A 17,231-nucleotide genomic window follows, 5' to 3' on the forward strand; every position below is an offset into this window, starting at 1 on the left:
CTGCACCGCTTCGCGCCTGTGGGAATGCGCTGACGCGACCTGAACACCCCAAAAAAAGGAGCCGCGAAAGCGGCTCCAGGGACACCCCGGCCATAAAGGCCAGAGCCGGGGTGCCGGGCGAATGCCTCAGTGGCGACGGCGGCCTGCGCGGTCGCTGTTGCTGCCCATTTCATTGCCGATCAGCGCGCCGGCCGCCGCACCGCCCACGGTGCCCAGCGTGGAGCCGAACAGCGCATTGCCCAGCACGCCGCCGGCCACGGCACCCACGCCCGTGCCCAGTTGGGCATTGTTGGGGCGGTGGGCGCAGCCTCCCAGGGCCAGGGCGCCGACCAGAACGGCGGCGAGGGTCAGGGACTTGCCGAAAGATGAGCGGAGCTTGTTCATGGATGCATTTCCTCTTGTGTTTGCGGGATGGGGGCAGGCCTTGCCTGCCCATTCCCGGACTTTGCCTGCAAAAACCTGACGTGCCTGTGAGTTTTTGGTATGGATTGATGAAGAGGTGTAACAAATGACGTACCTGCCACGCGGTGGGGGCACTTGCTCCGTGCAGTCTGCAGCGCGCAGTACAGTACGGGCCGGTGCGGCGCCCGCCGCGGAGGACTCTTGCCTTGGAAATCATCCAGTTCCTGATCGACTTCATCCTGCACATAGACAAGCACCTGGAGGCCTTTGTCGTGGCCTACGGTCCCTGGGTCTATGCCCTGTTGTTTCTCATCGTGTTCGTGGAGACGGGCGTGGTGGTCATGCCGTTCCTGCCGGGCGATTCGCTGCTGTTCATCGTCGGCGCGCTGTGCGGCGCCGGCCTCATGGACTATTCCATCGCGTGCACCGTGCTGCTGGTGGCTGCCGTGCTGGGGGACCAGTGCAACTACACCATAGGCCGCTTCATCGGACCCAAGGTTTTCCAATGGGAGGAATCACGCTGGTTCAACCGCCGTGCCTTCGACCAGGCCCATGCGTTCTACGAGCGCTACGGCGGCATCACCATCGTGCTGGCCCGCTTCATGCCTTTCATTCGCACCTTCGCACCCTTCGTGGCGGGGGTGGCGGCGATGAATCGCGGAAAGTTCACTGCATTCAACGTGGGAGGTGCCATCGTCTGGGTGTTCGGCATCAGCGCGGCCGGCTACTTCTTCGGCAATCTGCCCTGGGTGCGTGAGAACCTGGAGAAGATCATCTGGGGCCTGATCCTGGTGCCGGGCCTGATCGCCATCTTCGGCGCATGGCGTGCGGGGCGTGCGCCAACGACCGCTGCCTGAGCGGCCCGTACCCGACAGAAAGCCCCTTGAGGCCTTGGGCCCGAGGGGCTTTTTGCTTCGTGCCCCTAAGGGCTGCACTCAGCGGCGGTCGTTGCGCTTGCCGACCTCGTTGCCGATCAGCGCGCCTGCTGCCGCGCCGCCGACCGTGCCCAGTGTGCTGCCGAACAGCGCATCACCCACCACGCCGCCGGCCACGGCACCTACGCCGGTCCCGATCTGGGCATTGCTGGGGTTGGTGGAGCAGCCGGCCGAGAACAAGGCGATGGCGGCGGCTGCGGCAATGGAGTAGAGGCGTGTCTTCATGTTCATCTCCTGTCGTGGCCTGCGTGGTTGCCTTCGATGGCGTCAGGTGCAAGCACTGTGTGGAACATGTTTGCATGCTCTCATTTCAGACCCGCGGCGGCGGTAGGAGAGCTGCCCGAGCTGGCGACGGGCGAGTTGCAGGTGTCCGGTCTTCGCCGTCCGACAGGGCGGCCCTGACGCCGGCTCAGACGGAGCGGCTGCGCGCCAGTGGCGGGTTGTGCGCGAAGTAGTTGCGGATGCCGCGCATCAGCGCATCGGCCAGTTGCACCTGGTAGGCCGTGCTGCGCAGCCGGGCCTCTTCCTCGGGGTTGCTGATGAAGGCGGTCTCCACCAGCACGCTGGGAATGTCGGGAGCCTTGAGCACGGCAAAGCCGGCCTGTTCCACGCGTGGCTTGTGCAGCTTGGCCATGTTGCCGATCTCGCCGAGCAGGGCCCCGCCGAGCTTCAGGCTGTCCTTGATCTGGGCCGTGGTGCTCATGTCCAGCAGCATGCGCTGTACATGCTGGTCCTGAGAACCCATGTTCAGCCCGCCGACGAGGTCGGACTGGTTTTCCTTGTTGGCCAGCCAACGCGCGGCCGTGCTGGAAGCGCCCTTGTCACTGAGCGCGAACACGCTGGCACCCCGTGCTGCCGGCGTGGTGAAGGCATCGGCGTGGATGCTGATGAACAGGTCGGCCTGCACGCGCCTGGCCTTCTCGACACGCGTGGCCAGCGGCACGAAGAAGTCGGCGTCGCGCGTCATGAAGGCACGCATGGGGCTGCCGCCGATGCGCGTGTCGTTGATGCGTTCGCGCAGCAGATGGGCGATCTTGAGCACCACGTCCTTCTCACGCGTGCCGTTGGGGCCGGTGGCGCCGGGGTCTTCGCCGCCATGGCCCGGGTCCAGCGCCACGATGATGATGCGGTCGGTCTGGCGCGAGGTGGCGATGTTGGGCGCGGCAACGGGCGCGGGGGCTGGAGCGGGTGCCGGCGTCGGCGTGGGGGCCGGCGGGCGGGGTGCAGGAGCGGGCGCCTGCGCGACCACGGCAGGCGGCGCGGGCATCTTGCCGCCCGGGCCGCTGCTGTGCTGGGCGATCAGGTCGCCCAGCGGATCGGCGGCAGGCGCGCTGGGGCCCGAGGGCCGTGGCGCAGGTGGGGGCGCGGATGCCACGGCGGTGTCGTCGCCGGAGGCGTCGCGCAGGCGCTCGCTGATCAGTGCCTCCAGCGGATCGACGGCTTTGGCCGGGTACAGGTCGAACACCAGGCGGTGCCTGTAGGCAGCCACCGGCTGCAGCGTGAAGACCTGGGGCTTGGCCGGCTGCTTGAGGTCGATGACCAGGCGCACCACGCTGGGCGAGTTCTGGCCCACGCGGATGGAGGCGATGTTGGGATCGTCGGGCCGCACCTTGGCGACCAGTTCGCGCAGCGCGGGATTGAGGTCGATCCCCTCGATGTCCACGGCCAGGCGCGGAGGCTGGTCCACGAAGAACTGCTTGGCGGCCAGCGGCCGGTCGGACTCTATGGTCACGCGCGAGTAATCGGGCGCGGGCCAGACGCGCACGGCCACGATGGTGGCGCCATGTGCGATGTGCTGGCGGCCCAGCAGCAGCACGACGGAGCCGGCCTGCAGGAGGCTGCGGCGCGAAAGACCGTAGGGATAGGAGGATTGGGCGTCGCTCATGCCTGGAGTGCTTCGATCACGGCGCGTCCGACGGGTGTGCCGGCCAGCAGGGTGACCTGGCGCTGCGTCTCGTCGATTGCTTCGATATGGATAGCTATATCGGCTGCAGGCGTGAGCGCTGCAGCCTTTTCGGGCCATTCTGCCAGCTTGAGGCCGGGGCTGGCGAAAATATCACGGAATCCTGCATCCTCCCACTCGCGCGGGTCGTCGAAGCGGTAGAAGTCGAAATGCCAGATGGACAGGTCCGGGGCCTCGTGGGGTTCCACCACGGCGTAGGTGGGGCTCTTGATGCGGCCCTGCACGCCCAGGGCGCGCAGCCAGTGGCGCACCAGGGTGGTCTTGCCCGCGCCCAGGTCGCCGTGCAGCGTCACATAGGCGTTGCGCAGGCCAGGCTGCGCGGCCAGTTGCTGCGCGAACCGCTGCGTATCTTCCTCGCCATGCCATGTCCAGCGGTGTCCGGCGAAGCCCGGCTCCCGAGGCTGTCCGTTTCCTACAATCGAGGGAGTATGTTGTGCAGCAGTCAATTGGTTCCTTTGATGCAAGGCTGGGCCCGCGAGCTGGGATTTTCCCAAATTGGCGTGGCTGGAGTGGATTTGTCGTCCGCCGAGCCGGGTTTGATGCAGTGGCTTGCCCAAGGGTTCCATGGCGGGATGGACTATATGCAGGCCCATGGCCTCAAGCGGGCGCGGCCCGTGGAACTGGTTCCGGGCACGGTCAGCGTGATCACGGCGCGCATGGACTATCTGCCAGCCGGCACGCCGCCCGACTGGCAGGCGGTGGAGTGGCGGCGCCTGCAGCGGCCGCAGGAAGCCATCGTCTCCGTCTATGCCCGGGGCCGGGACTACCACAAGGTACTGCGCAACCGGCTCCAGAAGCTGGCCGAGCGCATCGCCCTGGAAATCGGGCCCTTCGGCCATCGCGCCTTCACCGACTCCGCTCCCGTGCTGGAGGCCGAGCTGGCCAGCCGCAGCGGGCAGGGATGGCGCGGCAAGCACACCCTGGTGCTCAGCCGCGAGGCGGGCTCCATGTTCTTCCTGGGTGAGATCTATGTGGACCTGGCGCTGGAGCCCACCGAGCCGGTCACGGCGCACTGCGGCAGCTGCTCGGCCTGCATGACATCCTGTCCGACGGGGGCCATCGTCGCACCCCACCGTGTCGATGCCAGGCGCTGCATCTCCTACCTGACCATCGAGCATGCGGGCTCCATCCCCGAGGAGTTCAGGCCGCTGATGGCCAATCGCATCTATGGCTGCGACGACTGCCAGCTGGCCTGTCCCTGGAACAAGTTCGCCCAGCCCAGCCGTCTGCCCGACTTCGATGCACGCGAGGTGCTGACGGGTGCGCAGCTCGTGCATTTCTTCGCCTGGGACGAGCCCACCTTCCTGCGCCTGACCGAAGGCAGCCCCATCCGCCGCATCGGCCATGCGCGCTGGCTGCGCAACGTGGCCGTGGCGCTGGGCAACGCCTGGCGCGAAAGCGGTGACGCCGCGCTGCGGCAGGCACTGGTCAGCCGGGCGGGGCATCCCGATGCCATCGTGCGCGAGCATGTGGGATGGGCGCTGGCGCAAAGATCGGACTGAGTCCATGCATGCGGCTGGCCTGTGTGTGGAACAATCGTCGCGTCTCCCAGGATGCAGCCCGGCGGGCTGCCGCGGCCACCGACCGCGGGGACGCACGGCCCGTGTGTGACTCAACATGATGCTTGATATGCGCGCAAAAATGCCCCGCAGCCTGTCCCGCTTCCTGTCGGCCGAGTCGCTGAGCCAGACCGCCGTGGCCGTCTGGGCGGGCCTGTGCTGCGTGCTGCTGGCGACGGTGGCCTACTGGACCGTGCTGGTCGACAGCCATCGCACGCAGCGCAGTTTCACCGAGGCACAGACCTGGCTGCGCGTGGGCCAGATGTCGCATGCGATCTCGGTGCAGGTGCAGACCCTGCTGTCGGGGCTGGACTACACCATGCGCGGCCTGGAGTCGGACTATGCCGACGGCGATGGCGTGGGCTTCAGGCGCGCGGTGCAAAGCACGTTCGATGCCTATCCGGCCGGAACCTTCCTGCAGATTGCCGTGGCCGACGAGAACGGGGATATCGTCTACTCCAACCTCCAGCAGCCTTCGGAGACCCAGGCCGCCAAGGTTTCCATACGCGACCGCGAACATTTCAAGGTCCATGCCGACCGGGAGACCATGGGCATGTTCATCGGCCGTCCCGTGCAGGGGCGTGTCTCCCACAAGTGGACCATACAACTGAGCCGGGCGCTGTACCGCCAGGGCCGGTTCTCGGGGGTGCTGGTGCTCTCCCTGTCGCCCGAGTACATCTCGCGCTATTTCCAGTCGATCTTCGATGGTGCCAACGACGTGATCCTGCTGCTGCGCACCGACGGTGCCTACCTGTCGCGCTCACAGGGCCAGGAGACCGTGATGGGGCGCTCCGTGTCGGACGTGCGGGTGTCGCTGTTCGCTCCAGCCCTGGAGCGCGGTACCTACGAGGCCGAATCCGCCGTGGATGGCGTGGAGCGCATGTATGCCTGGAGCCGGGTGGATGGCTATCCGCTGATCGTCAGCGCCGGGCTGGACAAGAAGGCGATCTTCGAGCCGCTGGAGGCATCCCTGCAGCGAGGCCTGCTGCGCAATGGCATCGGCACGGCGGTGCTGCTGCTGGCCGTGCTGTTGACTCTGTGGCTGGCGCGCCAGCGCCAGCTCAGCGAACGGCTGCGGCTGCAGGGCGAAAGGCGCTTTGCACGGTTGGTGCAGGAGGTGCCGGGCGGGCTGTTCCAGTTCTGCATCGGCCCCGATGGCCAGTTCCAGTTCCCGTTCACCAGCCCCGGTTTTTTCGAGCTGCATGGTGCCAGGGCCGGCGCGGACCTGTCCATGGATGGCGAGCTGCTGCAGCGCGTGCATCCCCAGGACCTGCCGGCGCTGACGGCTTCGGTGCAGGCCAGCGTGGGCGACCGGGAGGTCTGGGAGCACAAGTACCGGGTCTTCGGGCCGGATGGCGGCGTGCGCTGGCTCCATGGCCATGCCCGGCCACAGCAGGAGGAGGACGGTTCGCTGCTGTGGCATGGCTATGTGCATGACGTCACCCGGGACCAGGCCATGCAGGAGTCGATCCGCAGCAGCGAGGAGCGCCTGCGCCTGACCGTGGGCGCCGTGCGCGACGGCCTGTGGCAGTGGGACTGCGAAAGCGGTCATGTGCAGTGGGATGCACGCTGCTACCAGATGCTGGGCTTCGATGCCGCGCAGTTTCCCATGAGCTATGACGCCTTTTGCGCCATGGTGCACCCCTCGGACAGGGCCCGTGTGCTGGAGCGGCTGCAGCGGCATCTGGATGACGGCGCCGATTTCCGGGTGGAGATGCGGCTGCGGGCGGCTGCGGACAGCTGGCTGTGGGTGGAGTCGCGCGGTGAGGTCACCCAGCGCGATGCCGAAGGAAGGCCCGTGCGCATGCTGGGCACGCACACCGACATCCAGCAGCGGGTGGAGCAGTCCCGCCTGATCAAGGCCTTGCTGGACCGGGGCAGCGCACTCATCGTGATGGCCGGCCCCCAGCGCGAGATACTCTACGCCAACGAGCGCGCGGTGCAGACCTTCCAGATCGATACCTCACGGCTGCCGGCGGGCGTGTCGTTCCGGGCCCTGCATGTCAGCGACGAGAGCTTCGAACGCTTCGGCCAGCTCTACGGTCAGCTCAACGCGCGGGGCACGGTACGCACCGAGTGGATCCTGCGCATGCCCTCCGGAGCGGGCCACTGGTTCGACATGCAGGGCTCCCTGCTGGACCCCGACGAGGATGATGGCCGCGTCATCTGGACCATGATCGACACCGATGCGCGCCGGCGCGCCGAAACCGCGCTGGCCGAGACCCAGCACCGGCTGGAAGCCATCATCGACCGCTTTCCCGCAGGCATTCTCGTGACCGACGTGCAAGGCCGCAAGGTGGTGGCTGCCAACCGCATGCTGGCGGCCGCGCTGCGGCTGGACAGGCAGCCATCGGACCTGGTGGGGCTGGACATGTCCGAACTGAGCCGGCTGCTGCCTGCTTCCGTGGCCGCCGTGCTCGGCGCGGGGCCGGTGGACCGCCGTTCGCTGCATGCACTGCCCGATGGCCACTACGTGGAGATCGAGGGCATGCAACTGCGCGATGCGGATCACTCCATCGGTTATTGCTGGGTCTTCCATGACACGACCGAGCGGCAGCAGCGCGAGTCCCAGCTCGAGACCCTGGCGCTGACCGATGCGCTGACCGGTATTCCGAACCGCCGGGCCTTCATCGAGCGCCTGGAGATGGAGCTGGTCCACCTGCGCAGCGGCATGGTGGAGCATTCCACGCTGATCATGCTGGACATAGACCACTTCAAGCAGGTGAACGACGGATACGGCCATGCGGTCGGCGACATCGTGCTCAAGGAATTGCTGGTCTCGGTCGTGCAGGAGATGCGCAAGGAAGACATGGTGGGCCGGCTGGGTGGCGAGGAGTTTGCCGTCCTGCTGTCGGACACCGATGCCGAAGTGGGACTGCGGCGTGCGGAAGCACTGCGCCAGGCCATCGCATCGCGTACCGTCGACGCGGGCAAGGCCGGGGAGCTGCGCATCACCATCAGCCTGGGTGTGTATGCGCTGCAATGCAGCGACCTGTCGGCCCAGGCCTGCCTGGAAAGGGCCGATGCCGCGCTGTACTTCTCCAAGCGCCATGGCCGCAACCAGTCCACGTTGTGGAGCGAGCGGTTGCCTGCCATTGCCAGGGTCTAGCGCGTACCGCGCTCCAGGACCTGGACTAGGACTGGTCCTATGCCTCGCTGAATTATCAGAATCTTCTCATGTCCGAATAGGACTGCAATCCCGAGAATCCGGGGATCAAGCTGCCATCCGGCATCCCGTCCCTGCCTTGCCTGGCGAACCCAGGGCGGCGGCGAGCGGTGCATCCGGCAGTCCGTACAGGCAAATGCCGCGCGCTGCGCGCCGGGCGAGGAGTGTATGACGTACAACCGCTGGTCCACGATACATATCGCACACCATCTGCGTGAGCAGTTCTGGTGCGATGCCACCTACGATGCCCAGATGCCATTGAGGCCGCTCATCGCCAGGCCCGAGCACTTCGAGGCCGTGCTGACCTCGCGCGGCGTCGATGCACTGGTGCTCAACCGCATCCAGACGGACATGGACCATGGCATGGAGAGCCTGCATTCGGACACGGCGAGCACCGGTGCGCCCTGCCTGCTGGCCTTGCTGTACCTGAAGGGCCAGGCCCAGGTGTTCGTGCCGGCCGGCCCTGGCAGCACGGGGACCACACGGGACGGGCTGCGGGTGGCACCGGGCCAACTGGTCATGCTCGATGAGCAGCAGGGCTACAGGATCTGGCAGAAAGGGCCTGTGGAGCTGCTGGCGCTGGCGGTACCACTGGCCCTGATCGACACCGGTGGCCATGTGCCGCAGCATCTGCTCGCAAGCCCTGTCCCCGACTGTGCTTCGCTGCGACTGTTCATCCAGCAGATGCAGTTGCTCGACGCCTGGCCATCACAACTGCCGGAGGCAGAGGCCTGCATGCTGTCGGATCTCATCATCGGCACACTGAGGGCCGTGTTGCAGGCCGGCTCCGAGGCCATGCATGCCCAGCCCCGCGTGCCCATGCACATACTGCTCAGGCGGGTGCGCCAGCTGATCGCGCGCCAGTACCCGGATCCGGCGCTGGATCCACGGCGCATCGCCAAGCGGCTGGGCATTTCCGTGCGCACGCTGCAGTCCCAGCTGGCCCGCGAAGGTACCAGTCTCAGTGCCGAGCTCATGGCCTATCGGCTGGAGCGGGCGCATTCCCTGCTGCGTGGCGCGGGACCCGGGAAGCCGAGCATCAAGGAGGTCTCGCAGCGCTGCGGATTCAGCTCGCCGGCCCATTTCTCCCGCCGCTTCAGCGAGCGCTTCGGCAGCACGCCCACAGGCTTGCTGCGAGGCCCGCAAGGCGCATCGTTGCCGGCGGCATACGCCCAGAGGGTCTAGGCCCGCGCCTGCCGGTGCACGCAGATCAGGCTCAGGATCTCGAACATCATCTGGGCGCCCGCGTGGGCGGTGTTGGTGGTGGCGTCATAGGCGGGAGACACCTCGACAAGATCTCCGCCAACGACAGGCAGCCCTGCCAGGCCCCGCAGCATGGCCTGGGCCTCGCGTGCCGTCACACCGCCGATCTCCGGCGTGCCGGTGCCCGGAGCGAAGGCCGGGTCCAGGCAGTCGATGTCGAAGGAGACATAGACCGGGGCATCGCCCACCACTTGCCGCGCGCGGGCGATGACGCCGTCCACGCCCAGGCCGGCAATCTCCTCGGCGTGGATCACGGTCATGCCCGAGGCATGGGAGAACTCCCAGAGATAGCCGGCCGCGCCACGTATGCCTATCTGTATGGTCCGTGTGGGATCCAGCACCCCGTCGAGCACGGCCTGGCGGAAGGGGCCGCCATGGTGGAAGCGGCTGCCATCGAAGGGGCCGCCCGTGTCGCAGTGCGCATCGAAGTGCACCAGGGCCAGCGGCCGGTCGCGGCCCAACGCGCGCAGTATGGGCAGGGTGATGGAATGATCGCCGCCCGCGGCCAGGGGGATCACGCCCGCGGCCTTGATCTTGGTGAAAGCCGCCTCGATGTCCCTGTGGGACTGCTCCAGGCTGTAGCGGCTGGACAGGGGTACGTCGCCGATGTCGGCCACCCGCAGCTCGCGTGTGGGAGTGCACCGGAGCACATGGTTGTAGGGCCCCACGCGCTCGATGGCGCGCAGCGCGCGCGGACCGAAGCGACAGCCGCTGCGGTTGCTGATGCCCAGGTCCATGGGCACGCCGATCAGCGCGGCCTGGAGGTCGCCGAAGTCCGGGCGGCTCCAGTCGATCTGGCGCATGGGTGCATCCAGCAGCGTGGGAACGCCCGCGTAGGGCGCGCTGCGCGTGCCGCTGGCATCGATGATGTTCGCGGCCACGGCACGGAAATGCGGATCGTGGATCACGGCTTCGTTGGCGCCGCCGAAGCGCGCGCGCAGCGTCTCCAGCCTGCCTGCGTCGAATGAGGTCATGGGGTCTCCGTTTCGGGGATGGTGCCGGACAGGCCACGCCGGGGGGCGCGCTGCGCCAGGCTGATGAGAAGAAAGCTGGCCGCGCTCGCGGCCAGGCTGGCATAGATGGGGGTGTTGGCCGCCAGCCCGTCCCTGAGCATGAAGGCGATGGCCGTTGCGCAGCCCAGCAACATGCTGGCGATGGCACCGGCCGTGGTGGCCCGGCGCCAGTAGATGGCACCGATCAGCGGCACCAGCATGCCGCCCACGAGCAGGTTGTAGGCCGTGGTCAGGGCATCGAGCACGTCGTCCACCACGAGGGCGATGCCCAGCACGGCGACGCCCACCAGCAGGGTCAGCAGGCGGTGCCAGCGCACGTCCGTCAGCGGGCGGCCGCGCCGCAGCAGGGGCACCAGGTCTTCGGCCAGCACGGTGGAGCCGGCGAGCATGGCGGCGCTGGCCGTGGACATCATGGCCGCCAGCGCCGCGGCGATGACCAGTCCGCGGATGCCGTCGGGCAGGCTGGCCTGCACGATGGCGGCAAAGGCATTGTTGGCGTTGTCCAGGTCCGGCAGCAGCACCCGCGCCGCCATGCCCACCAGGGCGCCCACCAATCCATAGGCCACGCAGTACAGGCCCGCCAGGCTGCCCGCCACTGCGGCCACCCGCTCGCTGCGCGCCGTGAACACGCGCTGCCAGACATCCTGGCCGATCATGATGCCGAAGAAGTAGATGACGAAGTAGGTGGCAATGGTGTCCCAGCCGATGTGCGTGACGTCGAAGCTGGAGGCCGGCAGCCGTGCCACCAGCTGGTCCCAGCCGCCGACCCGGTACAGGCAGATGGGCAGCAGGACCAGCATCAGGCCCACGGTCTTGATCACGAACTGCACGATGTCCGTCAGCGTCAGCGACCACATGCCGCCCACGGCCGAATAGACGACCACGATGCCGCCGCCCAGGGCGATCGATACCCACAGCGGCAGATCGAACATCACCTGCAACACGGTGCCGATGGCGATCACCGAGGTGGCGGCCAGCATCAGCGCGTAGGCCAGCATCACCAGGGCGCTGGCCTGCTGGGTGCGCGCGCTGTAGCGCCGTTGCAGCACCTGGGTCACGGTGAAGATGCGCAACCTCAAAAGCGGCCTGGCCAGGAACAGGTTCAGCACCAGCAGACCCGCCCCCAGCGCCGCGCACAACCACAGCCCCGAGATGCCGTACACATAGCCCAGGCGCACCGTGCCCACCGTGCTGGCCCCGCCGATCACGGTGGCGGCCATGGTGCCCATGTACAGCCCGGGCCCCAGGTCGCGGCCCGCGACGAGGAAATCCTCCTGCGTCCTGGCACGGCGCATGCCGTACCAGCCCAGCAACAGCATGGCTGCCGCATAGATCAGCACCACCGAGATGTCGAGGATCATGGTCTGTCTCCCTGTGTTCTTTGCCGGGCCGCGCTTGCTGGCGCCACCCGAATCAGCGGTATTCATTGAAGTGAATGCAGTGGATGGAGACCGTTCGCGCCGCCATCCGGCCACGTGCACCGCTGGGTCCAGGGGTGCAACTCCCATGAATGCTAGGCAGATGGCCTGATTGCATCCATTTCAAGTTCCATCTACAAACATCGATTCATATCGATGTTTATTGAGTGGAAACCCCATGCTTCACACCGTTTCCGATCTGGATCTGCGGCTGCTGCGCGTCTTTCTGGCCATCGTCGATGCCGGTGGGGTATCGGCTGCCCAGGCGGCACTGGGCGTGGGACAGTCCACCCTCAGCAGCCAGCTCGCCACGCTGGAGACCCGCCTGGGCTTCGGCCTGTGCGAGCGCGGGCGCGGCGGCTTTCGCCTGACGGCCAAGGGCCGGCGCTTTGCCGACATGGCCAGGGCGGCCCTGCTGGGGCTGGAGGGCTTCAGCGCCCAGGCGCGCAACATGCACCGCCAGCTGGTGGGCAGCCTGGCCATCGGCCTGATCGGCAATGCACCCATGGAGTACCACACGCTGATGGGCCGGGCCATCGAGCGATTTCGCCGGCGCGACGAGGCCGTGCGCCTGTCTCTGCTGGTGCGCGGGCCGCGCGAACTCGAGGAGATGCTGCTGCGCGACGAACTCCAGGTGGCGGTGGGCTATTTCCTGCACCGCTCGCCCATGCTGGAGTACACGGTGCTGTTTCGAGAGCGGCAGGTGGCCTATTGCAGCGCGGCCCATCCGTTCGCCGCGCGCGCGGGCCGCATCGGTGTGCAGGAGGCCGCCGAGGCCGACTGGACCTGGCGCACCTATCCGCTGCCACAGGCGCCACTGACGGGGCGCCCGCGCCATGTCACCTCGGAGGCCGACAACATGGAGGCCGCCGCCATCCTCATCCTGTCAGGCGCCCACCTGGGCTATCTGCCCGAGCACCATGCGGCGCCCTATGTGGCCGCCGGCCTGCTCCATGCGCTGGATGCGTCCACCTTCAGCTATGACGTGGACATCACCATGGTGGCGAGAAAGCACACACGGCTGGACGAGATCACCGCCGCTTTCGTGGACGACATGCGTGCCGTGCTGTAGGGGCCCTGGTGCATCACGATGACAGCAGACTCAGTGCAAAGGGCAGGCTCGCCACGCCCAGCAGCGTGGACAGCGTGACCAGGCCCGCCACGTACGAGCCGTTGTAGCCCATGCGCGCGGCCAGCACGTAGCACGACGATGCCGTGGGCAGGGCCGAGAAGGCCATGAGGATCAGCGCCTGGGCGCCTGTCAGGCCGAAGGCGCGGACCATGGCGTAGGCGATCAGTGGCTGTACCAGGTGCCGCACGGCCAGCAGGGCCACGGCCAGCCGCTTGCCCGCGGCCAGCGCACCGAACTGCATCCCGGCGCCGGCCGACATCAGGCCCAGCGCGATGGAGGCCGCGCCGATGCGCGAGACCGATGGCTCGATCAGCGCCGGCAGCTTCAGTCCCAGCGCGCTGAATACCAGGCCCGACAGCGTGGCCACGATCAGCGGGTTGCGTACCAGCTGGCCCAGGAAATGCTGGTTGCTGCCACGCGCCATGGGCCAGACGGCCGCGATGTTGCACAGTGGAACGCTCACGCCGATCAACACCGAGATGAACAGCAGGCCCTCGGGTCCCGCCAGGCGGCTGGCCAGGGCCAGGCCGATGAAGGAGTTGAAGCGAAAGGCCACCTGCACGGCGCCCGCATGTTCGCGTGCATCGATGCGCCCGCGCAGGCCGGGCCACCAGGGCAGGCTGTAGGCCAGGGCGATGCCGACCAGGGCCGCGCTCACGCCCGCCGCCAGCAGGTGGGAGGTGGCACCCCAGTCCACCGGGCTCTTGACGATGGAGTGGAACAGCAACACCGGGAACAAAAGGTAGTACACCAGGGCTTCCACCGCCTGCCAGACCGTGCGGTTGAGCTGTGTGAAACGGCACAGCACATAGCCGAGCACGATGAGGGAGAAGTCGGGAAAGAGCAGCTGGGCGTAGTTCACGGTGGCAAAGCATAAGCGCATACCCTCGATCGCCCGGTTCGTCAGGCGAGTGGACGGGATGGAATAGGGGTAAACACTGGGAAATCAGCGCTGCGACAAAGTGTGTCGCGCAGGTACCGGGCCTTAGCATCGCTGGGTCCACACAGCCGATGCGACAGCGCAGGTCCTGATGACCGTCAAGCGCGCCGAGGGCATAAAGCCCCACCATGGCTGTTCCGTGGCGGTGCCTGCGCTTGCGATTGCGCAGGCCATCCGTCCGCAGGCGTCGCCTTGCGGATGTCCATGAAACCTTTTTCCCGACACGACCCCCAAAAGGAGATCTTGTATGAATCGTCGCAGCTGGATGGGCCTGACCCTGGTCCTCGCAAGCACTGGTGCCCTGGCGCAGGCCTATCCCACCAAGCCGATCAAGCTGGTGGTGCCCTTCGCCCCCGGTGGCACGACCGACATCATCGCCCGCGTGATCGCCGAACCCCTGACCAAGGAACTGGGCCAGCCCGTGGTGGTGGACAACCGCGGCGGTGGCGGCGGCGTCATCGGCGCCATGGAAACCGCGCGCTCGCAGCCCGATGGCTACAGCCTGGGCATCGCCACGGTCTCGACCACGGCGACCAACCCCGCCATCAATCCCAAGATCTCGTACAACACGCTGACCGACTTCACGCCCATCATCAACGTGGCGGCCACGCCCAACGTGATCGCGGTGAATCCCAAGTTCCCCGCCAAGGACTACAAGAGCTTCGAGGCCGAGCTCAAGAAATCCCAGGGCAAGTACTCCTATGCCTCGTCCGGCACGGGCGGCATCCAGCACATGCTGATGGAGCTGTACAAGAGCCTGACGAACACCTTCGTGACCCATATCCCCTACCGCGGCGCGGGCCCGGCCCTGAACGACGTGGTCGCGGGCCAGGTGCCCATGGTGCTGGACAACCTGCCCTCGGCCCTGCCCTTCATCAAGGACAACCGCCTGGTGCCCATCGTGGTGGCCGCTCCCCAGCGCCTGGCCGTGCTGCCCAATGTGCCCACCTTCAAGGAGGTGGGCCTGGAGCCTGTGAACCGCATGGCCTACTACGGCATCCTGGGCCCCAAGAACATGCCCAAGGATGTCGTGGACAAGCTCAACGCCGCCGTGCGCAAGGTGCTGCAGGATCCGGCCGTGCGCAAGCGCATCGAGGACACGGGCTCCCTGGTCGTGGGCAACTCGCCTGAGGAATTCGCCAAGCAGATCAAGGACGAATACGAGACCTACAAGAAGGTGGTGGCTCAGCAGAAATTGACGCTGGAGTAAGTACCGCTTCGAGTGGCCGGCTCAGAACCCGAGGTGCTTGCGGACCTCGGGTTTTTTCGTTGTAGGCTTGGCGGGATGTCCCCAGTGCCTGCAGTTTCCACCGTGTCCCAAACCATTGCCGAAGCCGATCCTGCGTCCTGGCCGGCGCTGCTGCCGGCCAGCCTGGATGCGCTGGATCTGTTCATGGATGCGCTGCTGCTGGAGGACGGGCTGTCGCGCAATACGCTGGCAGCCTATCGCCGTGATATGACGGCCTGGGGGCGGTGGCTGGCGCACCAGCAGCCACCGATGGCGCTGGATGAGGCGGGCGAGGTGGAGTTGCAGGGGTATTTCGCGGTGCGGGTGGACCAGACCAAGGCCAGTTCGTCGAACCGGCGGTTGACGGTGCTGCGCCGCTACTACCACTGGGCGCTGCGCGAGCAGCGCATCGCGGCCGATCCCACGGTGCGCATGCTGGCGGCCCGGCAGCCTGCGCGCGTGCCGCACACCTTGACCCAGGACCAGGTCGAGGCCTTGCTCAAGGCTCCCGACATCGATACGCCGCTGGGGCTGCGCGACCGCGCGATGCTGGAGCTGATGTATGCCAGCGGCCTGCGCGTGAGCGAGCTGGTCGGTCTGCCGCTGCACGGCATCGATCTGCGCGCGGGCGTGCTGCGCGTGACCGGCAAAGGGCAAAAGGAGAGGCTGGTGCCCTTCGGCCAGGAGGCGCAATGGTGGCTGGAGCGCTACCTGGCCACCGCGCGCTCTGCCATCCTGGGTGGCCAGCGCAGCGATGCGGTCTTCGTCACGCAGCGCGGGGCGGCGATGAGCCGCGTGATGTTCTGGGTCATCGTCAAGCGCTGCGCACAGATCGCGGGCGTCACGGCGCCGCTGTCGCCGCACACGTTGCGCCACGCCTTCGCCACCCATCTGCTCAACCATGGCGCGGACCTGCGCGTGGTGCAGATGCTGCTGGGCCATGCGGACATCTCCACGACCACCATCTATACCCATGTGGCGCGCGAGCGGCTCAAGGCATTGCACGCTTTGCATCATCCCCGTGGTTGATTTGATTGGATGATTTCGACGGATTGATTTTTCAGCGCATTGAGTTCGTCGAAGTGGCGAACCCCGCCTTGGGGATTTGCGCTTTGTAGAACAATCGCCGCCGTGTTCGATGTGTTTCTGCGGAGTTTGTGATGACCGATTTCCTGCGCCGGCATGTGCTGGTGACCTCCATGCTGGCCGCGTCCCTGGCCGCTGCTGCCTTGCCGCTGTCGGCGGCGGCTGCCGATGCCGCCTGGCCCGCCCGGCCGATCCGCGTGGTGGTTTCCTATCCGGCCGGTGGCGTCAGCGATGTGGTGGCGCGCGCCCTGGGCGAGAAGCTCGCTGCCCGCCTGGGCCAGCCCGTGGTGGTGGACAACAAGGCGGGTGCCGGTGGCGCCATCGGCCTGGACCTGGTGGCCAAGGCCGCGCCCGATGGCTATACGCTGGGCTTTTCCTCGATCAGCCCGCTGACGCTGAGCCCGCACCTGGGCAAGCCCCTGTTCGATCCGCAGCGCGATCTTGCGCCCGTGAGCAGCGTGATGTATTCGCCCGTGCTGCTGCTGGGTACGGCGCGTTCCACGGCGCCGGACTTCAAGGCCCTGGTCGCCCAGGCCAAGGCCCATCCCGGCGAGGTGCGCTGGGCCACGGCCGGGCTGGCATCGCTGGGCCACATCATGCTGGAGCAGATCATGCATGCCTCGCAGGCGAAGATCACGCACATTCCCTACAAGGGCGGCGGCCAGCAGCTCAACGACGGCCTGAGCGCACAGTTCGAAATCCTTTCCACCAATGCCGGCCCGGCCGTCCTTCAGCACATCAAGGCCGGCAAGTTCAAGGCCCTGGCCGTGGGCGCTCCCAGGCGCCTGGATTCGCTGCCCGGCGTGCCCACGCTGGCCGAACTGGGCTACAAGAGCGCCAACATGACTTCGGTGTTCGGCATCTTCGCGCCCGCCGGCACGCCCGCGCCCGTGCTCCAGAGGCTCAATGCCGAGATCAACCAGGTGCTGTCCCAGCCCGACATGCGCGCCAAGCTGGAGGCCACCGATAACGTGGCCATGGGGGGCAAGGCCGAGGACTTCGCCCGCCAGATCGAGGCCGAGTCCCAGGCCAATGCGCGCATCATCCAGGCGGCGGGCATCCAGCTGAACTGATCGCGCCCAGGACATGCCGCGCAAGTGAAAAGGGCTTGCGGCCTTCATGGCCG

15 protein-coding genes are annotated in these 17,231 nt (G+C 67.2%); 8 read left to right on the top strand and 7 right to left on the bottom strand.

All coding sequences use genetic code 11. The features are described 5' to 3' along the window. Positions 1-126 precede the first annotated feature (126 nt). Positions 127-384, bottom strand: a complete 258-nt coding sequence (locus tag L1Z78_RS07585; protein WP_234640922.1) for a glycine zipper 2TM domain-containing protein — start codon at positions 382-384, stop codon at positions 127-129. Positions 385-608: 224 nt separating this feature from the next. Between L1Z78_RS07585 and L1Z78_RS07590 the strand changes: the two genes are divergently transcribed. Then, positions 609-1,259: a DedA family protein gene (locus tag L1Z78_RS07590; protein ID WP_234640923.1), complete on the top strand. Its 651-nt coding sequence runs from the start codon at positions 609-611 to the stop codon at positions 1,257-1,259. A gap of 78 nt (positions 1,260-1,337) precedes the next feature. On the opposite strand, the gene L1Z78_RS07595 is transcribed toward L1Z78_RS07590, so the two are convergent. The 3 genes from L1Z78_RS07595 to tsaE all read right to left on the bottom strand — a co-directional run bounded on the left by L1Z78_RS07595 (position 1,338) and on the right by tsaE (position 3,746). Further along, entirely contained in the window at positions 1,338-1,562 is a 225-nt protein-coding gene (locus L1Z78_RS07595) for a glycine zipper domain-containing protein (RefSeq protein WP_016447665.1), read from the bottom strand. Between the two features lie 184 nt (positions 1,563-1,746). After that, positions 1,747-3,222 carry an N-acetylmuramoyl-L-alanine amidase gene (locus tag L1Z78_RS07600; protein ID WP_234640924.1) on the bottom strand — a complete coding sequence of 492 codons (1,476 nt, stop codon included), beginning with the start codon at positions 3,220-3,222 and terminating at the stop codon, positions 1,747-1,749. Continuing rightward, on the bottom strand, positions 3,219-3,746 hold the full coding sequence (gene tsaE / locus L1Z78_RS07605; RefSeq protein WP_234640925.1) for a tRNA (adenosine(37)-N6)-threonylcarbamoyltransferase complex ATPase subunit type 1 TsaE: 528 nt from the start codon (positions 3,744-3,746) through the stop codon (positions 3,219-3,221). The genes L1Z78_RS07600 and tsaE overlap by 4 nt, the downstream gene beginning before the upstream one ends. Positions 3,747-3,758: 12 nt before the next feature. Here tsaE and queG point away from each other — a divergent pair, with 12 nt between their 5' ends. From queG to L1Z78_RS07620, 3 genes are all read left to right on the top strand, one after another. Next, positions 3,759-4,802 carry a tRNA epoxyqueuosine(34) reductase QueG gene (gene queG, locus L1Z78_RS07610; protein WP_234640926.1) on the top strand — a complete coding sequence of 348 codons (1,044 nt, stop codon included), beginning with the start codon at positions 3,759-3,761 and terminating at the stop codon, positions 4,800-4,802. A 139-nt stretch (positions 4,803-4,941) separates the two neighbouring features. Further along, positions 4,942-7,968, top strand: coding sequence for a diguanylate cyclase (locus tag L1Z78_RS07615; RefSeq protein WP_234640927.1), 3,027 nt, complete (start codon positions 4,942-4,944; stop codon positions 7,966-7,968). A 225-nt stretch (positions 7,969-8,193) separates the two neighbouring features. Further along, positions 8,194-9,210 (top strand): helix-turn-helix transcriptional regulator, encoded by a 1,017-nt coding sequence (locus L1Z78_RS07620; protein ID WP_234640928.1) that lies wholly within the window; start codon positions 8,194-8,196, stop codon positions 9,208-9,210. On the opposite strand, the gene speB is transcribed toward L1Z78_RS07620, so the two are convergent. Both speB and L1Z78_RS07630 read right to left on the bottom strand, forming a co-directional pair. Continuing rightward, a complete protein-coding gene (speB, locus tag L1Z78_RS07625) occupies positions 9,207-10,262 on the bottom strand; it encodes an agmatinase (protein ID WP_234640929.1) in 1,056 nt (351 codons plus the stop codon). The genes L1Z78_RS07620 and speB overlap by 4 nt on opposite strands. Next, positions 10,259-11,662, bottom strand: coding sequence for a sodium:solute symporter (locus L1Z78_RS07630; RefSeq protein ID WP_234640930.1), 1,404 nt, complete (start codon positions 11,660-11,662; stop codon positions 10,259-10,261). The genes speB and L1Z78_RS07630 overlap by 4 nt, the downstream gene beginning before the upstream one ends. 235 nt (positions 11,663-11,897) lie before the next feature. On the opposite strand from L1Z78_RS07630, the gene L1Z78_RS07635 reads away from it, so the two are divergent. Continuing rightward, positions 11,898-12,791, top strand: coding sequence for a LysR family transcriptional regulator (locus L1Z78_RS07635; RefSeq protein ID WP_234640931.1), 894 nt, complete (start codon positions 11,898-11,900; stop codon positions 12,789-12,791). A gap of 13 nt (positions 12,792-12,804) precedes the next feature. Here L1Z78_RS07635 and L1Z78_RS07640 read toward each other — a convergent pair whose 3' ends face one another. Beyond that, entirely contained in the window at positions 12,805-13,713 is a 909-nt protein-coding gene (locus L1Z78_RS07640; protein WP_234640932.1) for an AEC family transporter, read from the bottom strand. A gap of 325 nt (positions 13,714-14,038) precedes the next feature. Here L1Z78_RS07640 and L1Z78_RS07645 point away from each other — a divergent pair, with 325 nt between their 5' ends. The 3 genes from L1Z78_RS07645 to L1Z78_RS07655 all read left to right on the top strand — a co-directional run bounded on the left by L1Z78_RS07645 (position 14,039) and on the right by L1Z78_RS07655 (position 17,178). Then, positions 14,039-15,001 (top strand): tripartite tricarboxylate transporter substrate binding protein BugE, encoded by a 963-nt coding sequence (locus L1Z78_RS07645; protein WP_234640933.1) that lies wholly within the window; start codon positions 14,039-14,041, stop codon positions 14,999-15,001. Positions 15,002-15,076: 75 nt separating this feature from the next. Continuing rightward, positions 15,077-16,048: a site-specific tyrosine recombinase XerD gene (gene xerD, locus L1Z78_RS07650; RefSeq protein ID WP_234640934.1), complete on the top strand. Its 972-nt coding sequence runs from the start codon at positions 15,077-15,079 to the stop codon at positions 16,046-16,048. 131 nt (positions 16,049-16,179) lie between these two features. Continuing rightward, positions 16,180-17,178 (top strand): Bug family tripartite tricarboxylate transporter substrate binding protein, encoded by a 999-nt coding sequence (locus L1Z78_RS07655; RefSeq protein WP_234640935.1) that lies wholly within the window; start codon positions 16,180-16,182, stop codon positions 17,176-17,178. The last annotated feature ends 53 nt before the right edge of the window (positions 17,179-17,231 follow it).

This window comes from Delftia tsuruhatensis (genome assembly GCF_903815225.1).
GTDB classification, from domain to species: domain Bacteria; phylum Pseudomonadota; class Gammaproteobacteria; order Burkholderiales; family Burkholderiaceae_C; genus Comamonas; species Comamonas tsuruhatensis_A.